This is a genomic window from Peribacillus sp. NPDC097197, assembly GCF_050278025.1.
Lineage (GTDB): Bacteria > Bacillota > Bacilli > Bacillales > DSM-1321 > Peribacillus.
Map to the genome: position 1 here is coordinate 13,751 of NZ_JBNNST010000022.1, position 18,979 is coordinate 32,729.

The window sequence follows — 18,979 nt, forward strand, 5'->3', positions numbered from 1 at the left end:
TCACTCCAGTATTTTTTCTTCTGTATTTAACTCAATCACTTCGCCATCGAACGCATTTACGAATAAATCCGTTTCATCGTTCACGACTACCCACCATGTCGGTACAAGAAGATGTGAGAACGATGTGGTTTGCAACGAATTATAAAACCCAAGCTTTACGTCCGTAACTTCGTCTTTTGATACGATATCACCATGACTATATAAGGCATAAACAGCATCCAGGTCGGAATACAGCTCCTTCGGTTTATTGAACTTTTCAATTCCCACTAAATATGTCTGCTCATAGGAGGTCACTTCGGCTTCCTTATTCAGATACAAAGTGACCTTTCCTTTACTGTTGTTAAAAAACATCTTATTGTCGGAAACCTGATAGCAAATGATGGTTTGATTATCCTTATCATAGCTCCAAAACCCATATTCACTTCCGTATAAAATGTGATCCTTCAGGAATATGGTAACATCCGCGGGATGAATTTCTTTGCCTAAACTGATGGGCGTTTTTAATGAACCGACCAGCTTATTCCCATCTATAATATTTACTTTCTGGTTGTTTAGATTCTTTAGTTCTTTCTTATCAAATGTTTTACTTTTTGCAATTAAGAATTGATCCTTTACCTTTTGCTTCGAGAGCGGAATGGTTTTGATCTCGTCTTCTTTTAGAACTTCCTCATAGGAAGACTCTGCAATGAATTCATATTGGTTATCATTGATTTTCTCAAGAAACTGATACAGTAAAAATATATTCAATATGAAAAATACCATTATGAATATGGATTTTGTATTATTCCAATCCATCGTTATCGCCTCCTGCATTTTCGTCAACAGGCGCAATCAACCACTTTTCACCGGAACGGTAATACCAAGTTGGTTCCAGTGTAACGAGAGTAACGAGTTTAGAGTCCAACGATTTGTTTAACTTATAACCTATTGAAATATCTTGCACACTATCGAGATCGATGTTCCCGTTCTCTTCCAGCTGGTTCAACACTTCATTTCCTGTAGGCAAGGTCACTACAGATCCTTCTGATGGCAAGACGGAAGCCAATGAGAAGTAGGGACGTTGATAACTATAAATATCTTCCTTCCCCCAAATCTGCTCGATTTCAGTCATTCCATATTCGTTGAAAGCTGGATAACCATCTATAAATAAACGGAATACCACACGCTGCTCATTTTCCGACATATAATCAAATCGGTAATTACTACCTTCCCACCCGGCATGATCATTGATGAAATCAATGCTTTTTTCCAACAGCTCACTAGAACTGCTGAACACTTTACTCTTTTGGGCAGGGTTTATATACGAGAGAATATAATTTTCATTGTTGACTGACAACAGTCTTGTTCCGTCCGAGTATTCCTCGCCTCGGGTTACCGTTTCTTGACGAACATATTTAGGATTACTGAATAAGGCATCTTTCAGATTCTTAACGTCCAGATAATCTATATAATATTGATATCGGTTGACTTCCACGGGCTTTTCCGGAACAAAAATCGTCCTTTTATCATGTAACGTATGAGCTGTATAGGTAGGATAACTTTTATTATAGAACTTCTCACTGAACTTTCTAAGGTCCTTAGTAGGGACCATTCCTTGATAGATTTGTTCATGATCATAAGAAACGAAATAAACGGCTGATTGGTCACCGCTGATATCCTTTTGCTTGATCACAATCCGGTCAAAGGTAAAACTCGACATGTCTTCGTCCTTTACATCCAGAACCGTTTTATATAAAGACATCGGTATGTCATCTGAAAAGTTGATTTCGATTGATCTATCCTCATGGACAAAATCATCGAAGTCCCTTTGAATCATCTTCAATGATACCTGCTTTATATCACTAAACGTCCATTGGGAAAACTCTTTCTCCATTCCTTCGATTTTTTTGGGATCGATTGTCTGGAAATGCTGGCCGTTACGATGAAAAAGAACACTGACAGGTTTTATGACATCACTGACAATTTGTTCATCACTCTTGATTTTAATCAAATCGGATTCATCGATTTTTTTATATTCAGGCTCGTACGTCCAAATACTCCATGTCAAGAAAACGCTTGTCCCAACTAAAATAATCAGTATGATACTTTTCGCACGTTCAAAATTCATGCCCAATCATCCTCTTCTTCCTGCTCGTAAGGAAGTGTAAAGAACACCGTAGTTCCTTTTCCATCCACACTTTCCGCCCAAATTTTGCCTCCATGGGCAACGACCATTTCCTTTGCAATCGCCAGCCCAAGTCCGGTCCCTCCAAGATTCCTTGCCCGAGCTTTATCCACTCGGTAAAATCGGTCAAAAATCTTATCGATCACTTTTTTAGGGATACCGACACCTTGATCGGTTACGCTAATTACGATAAAGTTTTCCTTTGGCCTGATACGGAATGTCACTTGACCTCCTTCAGGAGAATACTTCAAGGAATTCGAGATGATATTATAAAGAACCTGGGTGATCTTGTCTTCATCAATGTCGACAAAATACGCGTCCTTTGGTATGTCTCTTTTAAAAGTAATATCGTCATTTTTCGTCATTTCAAAACGATCGATAATATGGTCATAGAACTTATTCAGATTCACCCATCCGGTTTTAAGCCGGTAATCTTTACTGTCCATTTTTGAAAGCTGTAACAGGTCATTTACAAGCCTGATCATCCGCTCCGTTTCATTTTGTGTGACACTTAAAAAGGCAGGGGCAATCTCTTCATCTTTCCAGGCACCTTCAGCCAATGCCTCGAGATAGCTTCTCATCGTCGTGAGTGGCGTACGCAACTCATGGGATACATTAGCGACAAACTCTCTTCGCTCCCCCTCTATCTTTTCCTGCTCCGTAATATCGTGGAGCACTGTAATCAAACCATTAACGAAGCCCGTTTCCTTTTGGATGACGGAAAAGTTCCCTCTTAAAATAAACGGCTGACCCTTTTTGCTGTAATCAAGGATGATGGACTCCCTTTCTTCCAGTAAATCTTCGAATTTATATTCTTCCTCAAGTCCCAACAATTCGATGATTGGTTGGTTCATGACGGCTTCACGTGAGACATTCAAAAGCTGTGCGGCAGGTTCATTTATCAAATTCACCCGGCCACGCCTATCCGTCGATATAACGCCATCCGTCATGTTGGTGAGAACAGATGAAAGCTTCCGTCTCTCCCCTTCCGTACTCGATTGCGACTCTTGAAGTTTCTTAGTCAAGTTATTGAAGGTAACGGCTAGCTGCCCTATTTCGTCATCGCCATATACTTTTACCTTTCGTGAGAAATTCCCTTTGGCCATCACCAACGCCTGTTTTCTCATATCAGACATTGGCCGTGTGATGGTCCGCGCAAGCAGAATCCCCAAAATGGCTGTTATGGCCAGAGCAATGGCCGTGCCAGTCATGAAAATGGCGTTGATTTCATCCATTTGTTCGAAGACATTCTCCATCTCCGCAATGACATAGACCGCTCCTATCACCGTACCATTCGCTTCAATGGGTGTTGAAAGGACCCAAACACGCCTGCCAGTATTCGGATCTCTATATATTTCATGATCCTCGCCACCATAAGTCAATGTGTTCTTGATGATGGGCAGTGTCGTTTTCTTTCCTACAATCTCTTGGTTACTGCGATCGGACGTCCCAATCACCCGCCTGCTGCGGGTATCGATAACGCGCACTTCCGAAATATCATTCGTTGAGTTGTCGCGATCTTTCAATACCGTATTAATGGCTTCTTCGAGGGTAGGGTCTTCCTCCCCCCTCGATTTCTCCATTTCTTCCCCAATGCTATAGGTAAGCAGGTTAACATGGCCCTTGATCGACTTTGTGAAATTCCCGACGAGATTTTCTTCCAATTCCCCGACAAAATACACCCCAATTATTTGCATGGCTACGAAAATAAGCAACACATAAATCAGGACGAATTTAAAATGAATTGAACGAAAAAAACCAACCTTTTTCATAGATATTACTCCTGTTCAGGGTTACGCAGGTAATAACCGACCCCTCGTCTAGTTACGATCCAACCTGGGTGACTTGGGTTATCCTCAATCTTTTCACGGAGGCGTCTAACGGTTACATCGACAGTTCGGACATCGCCAAAGTAATCATATCCCCACACAGTTTGCAATAAGTGCTCCCTTGTCATGACCTGGCCAATATGTTTAGCTAAATAATGAAGCAGCTCGAATTCTCGGTGCGTTAACTCGATCGTCTCTCCACGCTTAGACACGACATATGCATCAGGATGGATGGTAAGATTGCCTATTGTAATTTCCTTTGGCTCATTTTCTTGATCTGGCACCGGAACGGCTTGTTGACGTCTTAAGTTTGCCTTTACCCGAGCAATTATTTCCCGGGTACTAAACGGCTTCGTCACATAATCGTCCGCACCAAGCTCTAATCCTAAGACTTTATCGATTTCCGAATCTTTTGCTGTTAACATGATGATTGGCGTTTCATATTTCTTTCTTACTTCTCTGCAAACTTCCATCCCATCACGCTGTGGAAGCATGATATCAAGTAAAATCAAATCAGGTTGAAGCTCTTCCACCATTTTTAGAGCTTCATTGCCATCATATGCACAGGAAACATCGTACCCTTCCTTTTTTAAATTGAATTGTAAAATATCTGCAATCGGCTTTTCATCGTCCACTACTAGAATTTTCTTATCCATCTACCTATCTCCTTTTAAAGCATAACTTTACTCTATAAAAAACATGTCCTTATCCGGGACGTTTATTCGTATTGTCCTGATGTTCATACTGACCTTCGTACTAGTAATGCAAATCCTCACACTATATATTCCCTAAAAAACGGTCAAAACACCTAAAACGAGCACATTGTACCTCTTCTACTTTATCATTTTACAGGCATTAAATCATCTTTTACCTATTATTCTCATCTATGAAGATAGCAGAAGAAGTCTTCGAAAAATGTCTCGAAGACTTCTATTGGCTTATATAATCTAACGGGTTTGCGAGAACACCATTTTTATAGATTTCAAAATGAAGGTGAACGCCAGTGGAGTTGCCTGTCGAGCCCATTCTACCAATAGGCATTCCTTTTTCAATCTTCTGTCCTGCTTCGATGTCTATTGATTCTAAGTGAGCATAATCCGTCTTGTACCCATTGTTATGGTTGATGGTCACCTTATTACCATAACCCCCGGCGTTACCGGCAAACTCAACAGTGCCATGATCAGCCGCCGTAATAGTTCTGGTGGTTGGCCTAGCAATATCTATTCCCTTATGAAGCTTGCCCCAACGATGTCCTTGTTTGCTTGAAATATAGCCCCCATCTGCAGGCCATGCAAAGGTTCCGCTCCCTTCTGAAGGAATGATTTTCGTGCCTTTTCTAGTTATCTCATTTTGTGTTGCCGCGGTAATTTCCTTTTTCACGATCGTTTCACTTAAGAGCTCACCGTTTGTTTCAGTGAGTTTATACGTGAATGCCTGAACGCCTTCCTGTCCTTCTTGCTCAACGACAGATTCTTCCTTCAATAGGTTCTTATCCTTTATTACTTTTCTCTCGAAAGGAATTTCAGTTTCTTTCAATACTTCTCTTTCTACCAGCACATTCACAAAGGGAGCTACCTCCGTCACACGGACCTTTTGCCCTTTATGAAGCCTCTTGCCCTCTTCTAGTTCTAAATTAAGCTGTAAAAGCTGTCCTAGGGACATATCATACTGATCGGCAATCGCCTCAAGTTCTTCATCTCCAGTTGCCTCATAGATGACTTTTTCCTTCTTTCCTTTTTCTATCAAGGAAATGGCATCCTTCACAGTCATGAGCTTATCCGGTTCCATAATCGTTTCCTTCCAGGAGATCGGCTTTGAGTATTCAATGGACAGTATCCTGCTTCCTTGCTCGTTTAGAGCCATGGGCTGATTTAAAACTCCAACTTCCTGACTCTCTTCATATTCGGCCAATTCACCCTCATCTATATATAATAGGTGAATCTCTTTTAGAACCTCCTGTGCATCCTCCTTGGAGGGAACGTAAGCAACTACTTGATTATCAATGATGATTTCATAAGCCTCCGCTTTTACAGCAAACTCTTCCTCGAGTACCTTTAAGGTTTCTTCATCATCTATTTCTGCATTAAATACATTCTCTTGCACATATGTCATCTGTGCTTCCTTATCGAATGTGTATTCGGGATAATCCGCCTCTGCTTCGACTATTTTAGCTAGTACCATTTTTTCTATTTCGGATTCATCACTCACGCTGCCAATGAACTCGTCATCAACATATACATGCTGAATGGAGGAGATTTTTTGAATTTCCGCAGCCGTAGCACGATTCCCTGCAAGCAATAAGATGATGGAAACCATCAACAGGAAACTTCCTTTGCCTTTTGAGCTGAACATTTATTGTCCCCCTTAACGGCCCGTGGGCCCCTTAAGAAACTAATCAAAAAATTAAGATAAATTACCTTGTTTTCAAAATTCATATACACATGATTAATTTCTTTTTTTCCACTCATAACTTTACCATAATGAAAAAAAAATCAAGAAATAGACTTCGTATTGTAATACAAATGTATAAATAGTGACAACAAGTGCCAAATCGTTCTTTTTGCAAAAGAGCAGCGAAGGTATGGTTTCCACGAGGAAAGTAGGTCCTGGTTGGGGTGACGAGTCGATGGTTACTAAGGGTGGCATTAACATTGTTACAATCTGATAACAAACACTTAACAGAAGTACCATCAAAGAGATTTCCTTTAAAGGGCTAAGACAGTTTACTTTTAAAGCAAACAAAAAAAGCGCCCTAGGGCACTTTACAAAAGAATGGCTCAGGACGGAATCGAACCGCCGACACAAGGATTTTCAGTCCTTTGCTCTACCGACTGAGCTACTGAGCCAAATATTCCATTTTTCATTATGAAAGAATCATGTAAAAAATAAAATGGCGGTCCCGACGGGAATCGAACCCGCGATCTCCTGCGTGACAGGCAGGCATGTTAACCGCTACACCACGGGACCATCAAACATATAATTAAGAAGAAAAGTGACCCATACGGGATTCGAACCCGTGTTACCGCCGTGAAAGGGCGGTGTCTTAACCGCTTGACCAATGGGCCGAGAATAATGGTGAGCCATGAAGGATTCGAACCTTCGACCCTCTGATTAAAAGTCAGATGCTCTACCAACTGAGCTAATGGCTCGTACTAATGAATGTAATCCGTATGTCTTGCAATGTCACTTAACGTTGTTCTACTGTGACGACGCTTTTTATATTATCATAGTATTTATGGTTTGTGCAATAGTATTTTAAAATAAATTTAAATTCATATATTTTTTTATATATCTACCATGATTCTACTCCCATTAAACAGGTCTTTTTTTACCAACTAAGTAAAAAAAGAAGCCGCACTTAGTCGACTTCTTTTATACCTCTTATGCTAAACGCCAAGGGCTTCTTACGATGTTTGTTTGATTGCGGTCAGGACCGACGGAGAATGTAGTCAACGGAATGCCTACTAATTGAGATACGCGCTCCACATAGTGACGGGCGTTAGCAGGTAATTCATCCAATGATTTGCATCCTGTGATGTCTTCTGACCAACCTGGTAGCTCTTCATAAACGGGCTTACATTCTCCGATTGCTTTCAAAGTAGCCGGCACTTCATGAATGATTTCACCTTTATAATCATAAGCTACACAAATTTTCACCGTTTCAAGTCCTGAAAGCACGTCAATGGAATTTAACGATAAATCAGTGATTCCACTTACACGACGGGCATGGCGAACGACTACGGCATCAAACCAACCGACACGACGTGGTCTACCCGTAGTTGTTCCGTACTCACGTCCAACTTCACGGATTTGATTGCCAATTTCGTCTTGTAGTTCTGTCGGGAAAGGACCATCGCCAACACGGCTTGTATAAGCTTTACACACACCGACAACATGGTTGATTTTCGTTGGTCCAACACCTGAACCAATTGTTACGCCACCTGCGACTGGATTCGAGGAAGTAACGAAAGGATATGTTCCTTGATCGATATCAAGCATGACTCCTTGAGCCCCTTCAAACAAGACGCGTTTCCCTTCATCAAGTGCATCATTCAATACAACGGAAGTATCACAAACATACTTTTGCACTTGTTGTCCGTACTCATAATATTCTTCAAGAATATCCTCGATTTTAAAACCTTCCGTTTCGTAAAAACGTTCAAACATGCGGTTTTTCTCCACAAGATTTTGATTCAGTTTTTCCTCGAAAATTTCACGGTCCAAAAGATCTGCCATACGGATACCATTACGAGCGGCTTTATCCATGTAAGCAGGGCCGATTCCTTTTTTCGTCGTTCCAATTTTATTTGCACCCTTGCGATCTTCTTCCACTTCATCCAATTTAATATGGTAAGGAAGGATGACATGAGCACGGTTCGAGATGCGAAGATTATCCGTGCTTACACCATGACTATGTAAATAAGCAAGCTCTTCTACAAGTGCTTTCGGATCGACTACCATTCCGTTCCCGATGACACAAATCTTATCACTATAAAAAATTCCAGAAGGAATTAAATGCAGTTTATATGTTACTCCGTTAAATTTAATCGTATGTCCTGCATTATTACCACCTTGGTAACGAGCTATGGCTTCTGCATTCTGGGATAAAAAGTCCGTTATCTTACCTTTACCTTCGTCTCCCCATTGTGTACCAACTACTACAACTGATGACATCTGAAAAAAGCACCTCCAAAGGTTCACGTAATACCGATTCTTAACCGGTTCTTATCAAACAAACCTATTTTATCAATAATCCCAAAGGGAAGTCAATATAAAATACGAACATTACATAAATTAATAATAAATTTGTTCGTTATTAAGTAACTTTCATACTTTACTTATACACTTTTTCATCCCCAAATAAGGAATCCGTGCAACTTTAGCAAGGATTCACTTTCTCCCCTGGCGGTTCTCCTTATTCTTTGCCCAAACTCCTTTAAACTTTCACCTTATTGTAAAAAAAGCCCACCAGAGATAGTGGGCTTTGTTCCAAATATAGAAAGTCAATTAGGCTCCTGGAGACATCGAATCATCATCGAATCGCCGTTCGAGGTTCACGAATTTATTGTACTCTTTGACGAATGCCAGTGAAACCGTGCCAACTGGGCCATTCCTTTGTTTTGCAATGATAATCTCAATGATATTTTTATTCTCGGACTCTTTATCATAATAATCATCACGGTACAGGAATGCTACGATGTCGGCATCCTGCTCTATACTTCCTGATTCCCTAATATCCGACATCATCGGACGTTTATCCTGCCGTTGTTCCACTCCACGGGATAATTGGGAAAGGGCAATGACAGGCACTTGAAGTTCACGGGCCAGGGCCTTCAGTGAACGGGAAATTTCCGATACTTCCTGCTGTCGGTTATCGCCTGAACGACCATCTCCTTGAATCAATTGTAGATAGTCGATCAATATCATCCCAAGACCATGTTCCTGCTTCAAACGACGGCTTTTAGAGCGGATTTCCCCAATACGGACTCCTGGGGTGTCATCAATATAGATACCGGCATTCGACAAACTTCCCATTGCCATAGTCAGCTTGCGCCAGTCTTCATCTGTTAAGGCACCAGTCCTTAAATTTTGAGCATTGATATTTCCTTCGGCACAAAGCATACGCATGACGAGCTGTTCGGAACCCATCTCCAAACTGAAAATCGCGACGTTTTCATCCGTTTTGGTTGCGACATTTTGGGCAATGTTCAAAGCGAAAGCCGTTTTACCAACAGAAGGACGGGCTCCAACAATGATGAGATCATTCCGCTGGAATCCCGCCGTCATTCTGTCCAGTTCAGCAAAACCCGTCGGGATTCCAGTTACATCCCCTTTGCGGTTGGTCAGGATCTCGATGTTATCATAGGTTCGAACCAAAACGTCCTTAATATTTTGAAATGAACCGGCGTTTTTACGCTGTGCCACTTCCATGATCGTCTTTTCCGCTTCCCCGAGCAGCTCCTCGACTTCATCCTCACGGCTATAGCCTTCCTGGGCGATGTTCGTTGCTGTCCTGATCAAACGACGGAGCAATGACTTTTCTTCCACGATTCGGGCATAATATTCGATATTGGCTGCAGTAGGGACCGAACCAGCCAGTTCGCTTAAATAAGACACTCCGCCCACTTCTTCAAGATTCTTCGTGGCGGAAAGTTCTTCCGTTACCGTAATCAAGTCAACGGCTTTACCTTCGTCATTCAACTTGATCATGACGTTAAAGATTTTTTGATGCGAACTTCTATAAAAATCCTCTGGAATCAACAATTCCGAAGTAACGGTCAGCGAAGATGGCTCCAAGAAGATGGCCCCTAGCACCGCTTGTTCCGCTTCTATATTTTGAGGGGGAATTCTATCCTGAAATTGCTCTATCATATCTTAAAACCTCCCAATCTAAGAGGATATATTTTCATTAATTAATTCGTAGATTTAGTTGAAAAAGAAAAAAAGTGACAGGACAACATAGCCCAATCACATTTTTTTCGTCTCTCTCTATTCTATCAATTTTTTTCAGATATGAAACCACTAAAATTAGTTAATTTCTTTCACTAGCACAGTTAAAGTCGCTGTAACCTCTGGATGTAGCTTCACAGGAACCTTCGTATGCCCCAATGAGCGAATTCCTTCGGCAAGCTCCATTTTACGTTTATCGATTTTAATACCATGCTTTTTCTGAAGTTCTGAAGCTATTTGCTTCGTCGTGATAGAACCGAATAAACGCCCGCCTTCACCGGCTTTAGCGGATAATTCGACAGTCAATTTTTCAATTTCCACCTGCAAGTCTTTTGCATGCTGAAGTTCTTCGGCAGCCAGGGAATCTTCTTTGTTTTTCTGAGCTTCCAATGTTTTTACATTGGAGTTATTCGCCTCGATTGCCAATCCTTGCTTAATCAGGAAGTTATGGGCATACCCATCCGCAACGTTTTTGACTTCCCCTTTTTTCCCTTTACCTTTAACGTCTTTTAAAAATATAACTTTCATTCTTTTCGTCCTCCTTCTAAATATTCATCAATTGCTGCTTTCAACTGGCTCTCCGCTTCTTCAATGGAGCAGACCATCTGTGTGGCGGCATTCGTTAAGTGACCTCCGCCATTCAATGTTTCCATGATAACCTGTACGTTGACATCACCTAGGGAACGGGCACTTATGCCAACTGTATCCTCAGACCGTTTAGCCACAACGAAGGAAGCGGTAACACCATCCATCATCAGAAGCGTATCAGCGGCCTGGGCGATCAGGACCTGATTATGGGTCTGTTCGGATTTTGCGGAAGCAATCGCAAGACCCTTTTTATAAAACGCAACTTCTTTAATTAAATTGGATCGCTTGATATACGTGTCCACATCTTCCCTAAGGAATTTCTGCACCAGTACCGTGTCCGCTCCGTGGGCCCTTAAATAAGAAGCTGCATCGAAGGTACGTGAACCGGTTCTTAAAGTGAAACTTTTCGTATCGACAATGATCCCAGCAAGTAGCGCCGTCGACTCCAGCATATCAATTTTACTGCGTTTTGGCTGATATTCAAGTAGCTCCGTCACCAGCTCAGCTGTCGAAGATGCATAGGGCTCCATATAGACAAGCAGGGAGTTTTTGATGAATTCCTCACCACGACGATGGTGATCAATGACGACCACCTTATCAATCCGATTCAATAATCTTTCTTCTATCACCATTGTAGGCTTGTGGGTATCGACGACGACGAGTAGCGTCTCGTCCGTGACCATCTCGAGTGCATCGTCAGGGCTTATAAATCGCCCATATAAATCCTCTTTATTTTTGATTTCTTCCATCAAACGCAAGACGCTACTATCTAGCTCGTTTGTATTGATTACTATATACCCTTCACGTTCATTCATCTGTGCCACTTTCAAAATGCCTATAGCAGAACCTATGGCATCCATATCGGGATTTTTATGGCCCATGACAACGACTTTATCGCTATCTAGGACGATATCCTTTAAGGCATGAGAAATGACGCGTGCACGCACCCTCGTACGCTTTTCCATAGGGTTGGTTTTACCGCCATAGAATTTCACTTTCCCGCTTGCCTGTTTAATCGCTACTTGGTCCCCACCGCGGCCCAGGGCCAAATCGAGGCTCGATTGAGCAAGCGTCCCCAGCTCTGGAAGGGAGGAAACAGCAGATCCCACTCCAATGCTAAGCGTCAAAGGGACATTCTGTTTAGCGGTCGTTTCCCTGATTTCATCCAGGATTGAAAATTTATCATTTTCCAGCTGCTGCAGGATATGTTCATTAAAGACCGCAATAAACCGTTCAGAAGAAACCCTCTTGAAAAATACCCCATTATCCCTTGCCCACTTATCCAGCAACGAGGTAACCAAGCTATTTATACTACTTTTACGTTGGTCTTCCATTCCCTGCGTCAAATCATCGTAATTATCCAGCAAAATAATCGCAATGGCCGTTCTCTCTTCTTCATATTGTTTTTCGATTTCCACTTGCTCCGTTACATCGAAAAAGTAAAGAAGGCGTTCCTCGCGTTTATGGACCACTTTGAACTTCCGGTCATAAAGCGTAATGGTCTCTGTTTCAATCTCCTGCTTAATGAGCGGGACAAGTGAATCCGCCATATCATAAAGAGACCTTCCTGCCAGTGAGTCTTCACTAAAGCATGAGGCGAGGAATGGATTGGTCCACTCAATATAAAAATCATCATTAAAGAGCATGATCCCGATCGGCATTTCCAATAAGGCTTCCTCTCCCACCTTTTTTAACCGGTAGGATAACGTCGTGATGTATTCTTCGGTCTTAATTTGTTTTCTTTTTTCCATTTTCAATATTAAATAAAACAAACCGGCTTGAATCAACAATCCAATTAGTGCAATAACCCAATTATAGTAAGCCAGTACGCCCAAAAATATCAATCCTGCAACGAGCAACCCGTATAGCAGGGCCTTAACCGAATAATCCTTTAAATAAGATGGCATATTTTCAGCTCCTAAAAGCATCTGTTTAACAGACTATTCCTTTTTCTTGATTGTCTCCCGAAAAGGGAATCCTAAATCTATTATACCTAAAAAACGGATGAGGATTGCGAATATCGGCAGCAACAATGAGGCAACCACTATCAAAACGGGTATAGCCTTAGCCCAGTCCTTGACATCGCTGAAATAAAATATGAGTGAGTAGCCTTGAATCATGATGAAAAATTGAAGAATGAAAAATAGGTTCGTTATGGCCATATATACAAAATCTTTGTTGTCCATATTCACAAAAAGAGCCAAAAGCATTGTAATTAAATAATACCATAAAAGGCTTTTTGGAAGGCGAAGATCTTGGAAACGAGGCCAATTCAGGGATTTATCACTGAACCTTTTAAGTATGGGGTGGGCCGCTAAGAATATCAATAATACCATGATGATAGATGTAATCACGAGCAAGCTCGGAATCAGCGTAGTCAAGGTACTTATCGAGTCGTGCATGCCTTGGATTATCTTTTCAGTTGGGGCCTGACCAAATGATTCCATGATTTTCGCAGAAGAATCAATGGATTCCTCCATTACCGTCATGGTTTCTTCTATGTAATTAACTCCAAATAACACTACTGTGGCAGCATAGGTCACTAATATCCCACCTAGGAACGTAAGGACAGCACTGATGAACATAGGGGTCATCGGTTTATCCCTTTTCAGGAAGGAACCAATCACAATGCCCGTCGCCCCCATTAGCAAGGTCATTGGCAAGGATAAGACGCTACCGATTAAAATGGTTAATAACGATCCAACAAACAAGAATCCAACTGACCACGAAAGCTTTTGCTTACTGGTCACCAGAATGAAAGGAATCGGCAAAAAGAAAAAAGTTATAAATCCCAACAAAGGAATATATATTGTAATGAGTAATAATATACAATATAACGCTAAAAGAGCACCGCCCTCAGCGATTTTTCTACCACTATTCAACCGAATCCCCCCTATCATAAAATCATGAAGTATCTTTCTCTACATATTGTATCCGTTAAGCCCAGGATATTTCAAACTTCCCATTCTTTTTTCCAGATAAATCACCTTTAAAAATAGGAGTTCTCTTCATTGTTAGTTAAATTTTTTTTGCAAAACAGGCCGATCACGAATTTTAAATACAATAACTAGCTAAAATGAAGCAAATCACGTAGAAACTGTAGAACGAAGATGAAGGAAGTTGGGGCTCGCATCGTTTTTTCAAATGAAAAAGGACCATTTGGGCAAATATACAAAAAAGCACATCAAGGATTTCTCCTCAATGCGCTCCGTTGTTATTATTCACCTGATACGTATGGAAGTAATGCCATAGTACGTGAGCGTTTAATAGCAATCGTTAATTTACGTTGATATTTAGCGCTAGTGCCAGTCACACGACGTGGTAAGATTTTACCGCGTTCTGAGACGAATTTTTTAAGAAGGTCTGTATCTTTGTAATCAATTTTAGTGATACCGTTTGATGTGAAATAACAAACCTTTTTACGCTTACCGCGTCCTTTACGTCCACCCATTGCCATAATAATTTCCCTCCCTGCTTTAGGATTTTCGTTTTAAACAGCTGTTTAAAACGGAAGATCGTCATCTGAAATGTCGATGGTTTTACCGTCATTTGCAAATGGATCATCGTCTACACGAGTGTAGTTGTTGTTACTCCGTTGATTCTGATTAGGATTTTGTCCATACGAATTTTGATCATTGCCGCCATTATTGTTGTTATAGCTTTTTTGACCGCCACCGTAAGAACCGCCATCATTTCTTTCACCCGCTGAACTGCTTCGTGGTTCAAGGAACTGAACACTCTCAGCCAGAATCTCCGTCACATACACGCGTTTGCCGTCTTGTCCTTCATAATTACGCGTTTGGACACGTCCATCCACGCCAGCTAAACTACCTTTTTTCAAGAAGTTAGCCACATTTTCTGCCGGTTTACGCCAAACTACACAATTAATGAAGTCCGCTTCACGTTCACCTTGTGCATTCGTAAAAGTACGATTCACTGCTAAAGTAAAGGTAGCCACTGCAACTCCATTAGGTGTATATCGTAATTCAGGATCTTTAGTTAAGCGTCCTACCAAAACTACGCGATTCATCATCAGAATCAACCCCTAGTTTTCAACCCTGCTTACAAGAAGCTAGATTAGAATTTATATTAAATATTGAATTAAACGTCTTCTCTAGTAGCCATATGACGGATAATGTCTTCACTGATTTTAGCAAGACGATCGAATTCTTGGATCGCAGCACTTTCAGCGTTAACTTTAAGAAGCATGTAGTAACCATCACGGAAATCATTGATTTCGTATGCAAGACGGCGTTTACCCCATTCTTTTGCTTCTACTTCCGCACCATTATCAGTAAGGATTGTGTTGAAACGTTCAACTAAAGCTTTTTTAGCTTCTTCCTCAATGTTTGGACGGATGATATACATAATTTCGTATTTTCTCATCACTGTCACCTCCTTTTGGTCTAAGCGGCCCATTTGGGCAAGGAGCAATTTTTTATAATTACTCACAAGAATAAATTATAGCATAGTTAAACTAGGTTTGCAACGAGTGTCGAATGTATCTTCCTATAGTATAAAGAGACTCCGCAGAATGAATCTGCGGAGTCCTTTTATATTATACGTTAAAGCGGAAGTGGACAACGTCTCCGTCGTTCACTATATATTCTTTACCTTCTAGTCGTACTTTTCCTGCTTCTTTTGCTGCACTATGGCTACCTGCTTCTAGCAAATCATCATAAGCGACGACTTCGGCACGAATGAAGCCACGTTCGAAGTCTGTATGGATGACACCCGCACATTGAGGAGCCTTCATACCTTTACGGAACGTCCAGGCACGCACTTCCTGCACTCCAGCCGTAAAGTAAGTGGCCAGCCCTAATAGATTGTATGAAGCACGGATCAATTTATCAAGACCTGACTCTTCGATGCCTAGCTCAGATAAGAACATTTCCTTTTCTTCACCTTCAAGCTCGGCTATTTCCTCTTCGATTTTGGCGCAAATTACGATAACTTCTGCATTTTCCGTCGCGGCGTATTCCCGGACTTGTTGCACGAACTCATTATCAGTCGCATTTGCCACTTCATCCTCACTTACATTTGCCACGTAAAGCATTGGTTTCGCTGTTAGGAGGTGCATGCCTTTCACGATTTTCAACTGTTCCTCAGTGAATTCGACTGAGCGGGCAGGCTTTTCAGCTTCTAAAGCTTCTTTCAATGCAACAAGAATCTCATGTTCGGCCACGGCACCCTTATCTTTTTGTTTAGCCATCTTTCCAACACGATCGATGCGCTTGTCCACAGATTCAAGGTCAGCAAGAATCAATTCAAGATTGATGACTTCGATATCATCAATCGGATTTACTTTTCCTGAAACGTGAGTGATGTTATCATCAGCGAAGCAACGAACAACCTGACAAATCGCATCTACTTGGCGGATATGGGATAGGAATTTATTGCCTAGACCTTCCCCTTTACTCGCTCCCTTTACAATCCCAGCAATATCTGTAAACTCAAATGCTGTTGGCACGGTTTTTTTCGGTTGGACCAGTTCAGTCAATTTTTGCAGACGATAATCGGGTACTTCTACAATTCCGACGTTTGGGTCGATTGTACAGAAAGGGTAATTCGCCGATTCCGCACCTGCCTGAGTAATTGCATTAAACAAAGTGGATTTACCTACGTTAGGCAAACCGACTATACCAGCTGTTAAAGCCATTTATATTTCACTCCTTCAAGATAATTCGTTCATAGTGTTACTAGATAAATCATTACTAAAGATACACCCAATACCTAAACCTTTCCCAATTATAGATTTCACTTCCTGAAAAGACAAGTAAATCATTGAGAGACAGAAATGCCATCTATACATGGAAAAAGCATGATCACTCCTCATGCTTTAGTAAAACTTTTTTCATTTTCTTGGAAAACTCACGCCGGGGCAACATTACGCTGTGTCCACAACCTTCACATTTAATCCGGATATCCATGCCCAATCGGATGATTTTCCACTTATTGATTCCACATGGGTGTGGCTTTTTCATTTCGACAACATCATTCAATGCAAATTCTTTTTCTTCCATAAACATGTGGCCCCCCAGCTTTTATGACTCACTGCCTTTGTAAGTAGATTGGATTCCACTTTCTTCAAGGGCAGTACTGATTTCTTTCCTCAATATCCTACTCATTTCAGAATGGCGCATTGGCTTTGTTTCAGCCGTCACACGCAATACGATTTCTTCTGGAGTAATTGTCTCGATTCCCAGTAACTCAGGGTTTCTGACTAAATCATCATATTTTTTCGCTAAACCACCTAAGTGTCGGATTAATACCTTTTCAGCAAGTTCAACGGATCCGTCATGAGGGATGGTCACATCCACCACAGCCTTACTGTTCAATATGGAGTAGTTTGTTACTTGCGTGATGCTCCCATTCGGTATGAGATGCAATTCCCCTTTACTACTCTTAATCTTGGTTGTGCGTAGCCCAATTTCAAGGACTTCACCCTCAAAAGTATTGATTTTAATATAATCACCGACAGAGAAATGATCCTCGAAAATGACGAAGAATCCTGTAATAATATCCTTGACCAAACTTTGGGCTCCAAACCCTACTGCGAGTCCAATAATTCCAGCCCCAGCAAGTAAAGCCTTCACATCGAGTCCGCAAATTTCAAGGATCATAATCAAGGATATGAAATTCACAACATATGTAATGACGTTCTCGAGTAACTTAATGAGCGTCGTTTCTCTCCGCTCCGAGACACGGAGGGGGGTTCTGGTTCGGACCAGAAAAAATTTATTTAGTACCGTCTTTCCTATTCTTATAATAATACGCGATAAGAGGAGAACAAGGAAGATTTTAATAATCCCCTCACCTAACATCAGCCATACTTTTTCATCCAAAATTTCTTCTGTAATTTTACTATATGTAGCGTTTTCCATGCTTTCCTCCTACTCTATCTTTTGCAAATTACTAAAGGGCCCACCGTTTTTCCTGTTGAACTTATTCTTTCTACCCTACGGCCGAGGATGTAATCCAGTATAGGAGAAGTTTTGTTTGTAATATCATTAAATTAAAGGTTTCTGTATAAAAATAACATGGGTATATAGTAAAGAAATTAGAAATTTTTTTCCATTTCAAAACATGATCTTTTTACTATAAATCGCTATGCAACTAGCAACGAGGTAGAGGAAAGGACAGATTCACATTTGCCCTTCAGCCAATTAGCTGTTCTTAATAATTAATTCCCCCCTCAATTTAACCTATATCCCGTATATTTTTTCCTTTTCAACCGTATACTGTTAACACAAAACAAAGTAAAGGAGTGGAGCCGATGAATCTTAATTCTAATCTATTTAATAACAAAACTAGATTAAGTCGTATCCTGCATGAAGATGCGGACGCAACCAATCAAATTTCCCAGGAATTACTCAATCTCTTGCCTTCAGGAAAGCTTCAGCCTATCGTTTTTGTCTGCATTGGCACAGATCGTTCTACTGGTGATTCCCTCGGTCCACTTGTCGGTACCCTACTTCAAGAAAAATCCGAACTAGGTGCTTCTTCATTCCATGTATATGGGACACTCGATAACCCTATACATGCGATGAACCTGCAGGAAAAGTTAGATGAAATCAAAAAAGTCCATGTGAATGCATTTATCGTTGGCATAGATGCCTGCTTAGGTAAACTAAAGAGCGTGGGGATTGTCCAACTCGGTAAAGGACCAGTGAAACCTGGTGCTGGTGTCAATAAAGACCTACCAGCCGTTGGGCATGCCCATATTACAGGCATCGTGAATGTCAGTGGGTTCATGGAATTCATGGTCCTACAGAACACACGGCTTAACCTGGTTTTAAAAATGGCCAAAACTATAGCCGAGGGCATTCATGAAGCACAACGACATTATCCTGCCAAGCCATCCATCACCCCATTTACCTGGTCATTCAAAAAGGAAAAAACACTTTAATAATGATACTTATAAAAAATAAAGGAAGGGACATCCCTT

The 18,979-nt window shown here is 41.1% G+C and carries 17 protein-coding genes and 4 tRNA genes; 1 reads left to right on the top strand and 20 read right to left on the bottom strand.

The features are described 5' to 3' along the window. The 20 genes from ACQKL6_RS19245 to ACQKL6_RS19340 form a co-directional block, all read right to left on the bottom strand. Positions 1–795, bottom strand: a complete 795-nt coding sequence (locus ACQKL6_RS19245; RefSeq protein WP_402869982.1) for a two-component system regulatory protein YycI — start codon at positions 793–795, stop codon at positions 1–3. Continuing rightward, the gene (locus ACQKL6_RS19250; protein ID WP_427651752.1) at positions 782–2,107 is read right to left on the bottom strand and encodes a YycH family regulatory protein; all 1,326 of its coding nucleotides are present in this window, start codon (positions 2,105–2,107) and stop codon (positions 782–784) included. Before ACQKL6_RS19250 ends, ACQKL6_RS19245 begins: the two co-directional genes overlap by 14 nt. Further along, positions 2,104–3,936 carry a cell wall metabolism sensor histidine kinase WalK gene (gene walK, locus ACQKL6_RS19255; protein ID WP_427651753.1) on the bottom strand — a complete coding sequence of 611 codons (1,833 nt, stop codon included), beginning with the start codon at positions 3,934–3,936 and terminating at the stop codon, positions 2,104–2,106. The genes ACQKL6_RS19250 and walK overlap by 4 nt, the downstream gene beginning before the upstream one ends. 5 nt (positions 3,937–3,941) lie before the next feature. Continuing rightward, complete coding sequence (yycF, locus tag ACQKL6_RS19260) at positions 3,942–4,649, bottom strand: response regulator YycF (RefSeq protein ID WP_402869975.1); 708 nt, start codon at positions 4,647–4,649, stop codon at positions 3,942–3,944. A 274-nt stretch (positions 4,650–4,923) separates the two neighbouring features. Beyond that, on the bottom strand, positions 4,924–6,345 hold the full coding sequence (locus ACQKL6_RS19265; protein ID WP_427651755.1) for a peptidoglycan DD-metalloendopeptidase family protein: 1,422 nt from the start codon (positions 6,343–6,345) through the stop codon (positions 4,924–4,926). Between the two features lie 421 nt (positions 6,346–6,766). Further along, positions 6,767–6,839, bottom strand: a tRNA-Phe gene (locus ACQKL6_RS19270). Between the two features lie 45 nt (positions 6,840–6,884). Further along, positions 6,885–6,960, bottom strand: a tRNA-Asp gene (locus ACQKL6_RS19275). A 26-nt stretch (positions 6,961–6,986) separates the two neighbouring features. Further along, positions 6,987–7,058: transfer RNA gene (locus ACQKL6_RS19280), tRNA-Glu, on the bottom strand. Positions 7,059–7,066: 8 nt separating this feature from the next. Further along, positions 7,067–7,142: transfer RNA gene (locus ACQKL6_RS19285), tRNA-Lys, on the bottom strand. 232 nt (positions 7,143–7,374) lie between these two features. Further along, positions 7,375–8,667, bottom strand: a complete 1,293-nt coding sequence (locus ACQKL6_RS19290; protein WP_402869971.1) for an adenylosuccinate synthase — start codon at positions 8,665–8,667, stop codon at positions 7,375–7,377. A gap of 333 nt (positions 8,668–9,000) precedes the next feature. Continuing rightward, the gene (gene dnaB / locus ACQKL6_RS19295) at positions 9,001–10,365 is read right to left on the bottom strand and encodes a replicative DNA helicase (RefSeq protein ID WP_402869969.1); all 1,365 of its coding nucleotides are present in this window, start codon (positions 10,363–10,365) and stop codon (positions 9,001–9,003) included. A 156-nt stretch (positions 10,366–10,521) separates the two neighbouring features. Continuing rightward, entirely contained in the window at positions 10,522–10,971 is a 450-nt protein-coding gene (gene rplI / locus ACQKL6_RS19300) for a 50S ribosomal protein L9 (RefSeq protein ID WP_427651757.1), read from the bottom strand. Continuing rightward, positions 10,968–12,938, bottom strand: coding sequence for a DHH family phosphoesterase (locus ACQKL6_RS19305; RefSeq protein ID WP_427651759.1), 1,971 nt, complete (start codon positions 12,936–12,938; stop codon positions 10,968–10,970). The genes rplI and ACQKL6_RS19305 overlap by 4 nt, the downstream gene beginning before the upstream one ends. Before the next feature lie 33 nt (positions 12,939–12,971). Next, complete coding sequence (locus ACQKL6_RS19310) at positions 12,972–13,913, bottom strand: YybS family protein (RefSeq protein ID WP_427651761.1); 942 nt, start codon at positions 13,911–13,913, stop codon at positions 12,972–12,974. A 335-nt stretch (positions 13,914–14,248) separates the two neighbouring features. Further along, entirely contained in the window at positions 14,249–14,488 is a 240-nt protein-coding gene (gene rpsR / locus ACQKL6_RS19315; protein WP_053348323.1) for a 30S ribosomal protein S18, read from the bottom strand. A 45-nt stretch (positions 14,489–14,533) separates the two neighbouring features. Then, the gene (gene ssb, locus ACQKL6_RS19320) at positions 14,534–15,064 is read right to left on the bottom strand and encodes a single-stranded DNA-binding protein (protein WP_402869961.1); all 531 of its coding nucleotides are present in this window, start codon (positions 15,062–15,064) and stop codon (positions 14,534–14,536) included. Between the two features lie 68 nt (positions 15,065–15,132). Then, positions 15,133–15,417 (bottom strand): 30S ribosomal protein S6, encoded by a 285-nt coding sequence (rpsF, locus tag ACQKL6_RS19325; RefSeq protein WP_402869958.1) that lies wholly within the window; start codon positions 15,415–15,417, stop codon positions 15,133–15,135. A gap of 172 nt (positions 15,418–15,589) precedes the next feature. Continuing rightward, on the bottom strand, positions 15,590–16,690 hold the full coding sequence (gene ychF / locus ACQKL6_RS19330) for a redox-regulated ATPase YchF (RefSeq protein ID WP_402869955.1): 1,101 nt from the start codon (positions 16,688–16,690) through the stop codon (positions 15,590–15,592). Between the two features lie 166 nt (positions 16,691–16,856). Further along, the gene (locus ACQKL6_RS19335; protein WP_402869952.1) at positions 16,857–17,054 is read right to left on the bottom strand and encodes a DUF951 domain-containing protein; all 198 of its coding nucleotides are present in this window, start codon (positions 17,052–17,054) and stop codon (positions 16,857–16,859) included. Between the two features lie 21 nt (positions 17,055–17,075). Beyond that, the gene (locus ACQKL6_RS19340) at positions 17,076–17,915 is read right to left on the bottom strand and encodes a mechanosensitive ion channel family protein (RefSeq protein WP_402869949.1); all 840 of its coding nucleotides are present in this window, start codon (positions 17,913–17,915) and stop codon (positions 17,076–17,078) included. A gap of 392 nt (positions 17,916–18,307) precedes the next feature. Between ACQKL6_RS19340 and yyaC the strand changes: the two genes are divergently transcribed. Next, complete coding sequence (yyaC, locus tag ACQKL6_RS19345; protein ID WP_402869946.1) at positions 18,308–18,940, top strand: spore protease YyaC; 633 nt, start codon at positions 18,308–18,310, stop codon at positions 18,938–18,940. Positions 18,941–18,979 lie beyond the last annotated feature (39 nt).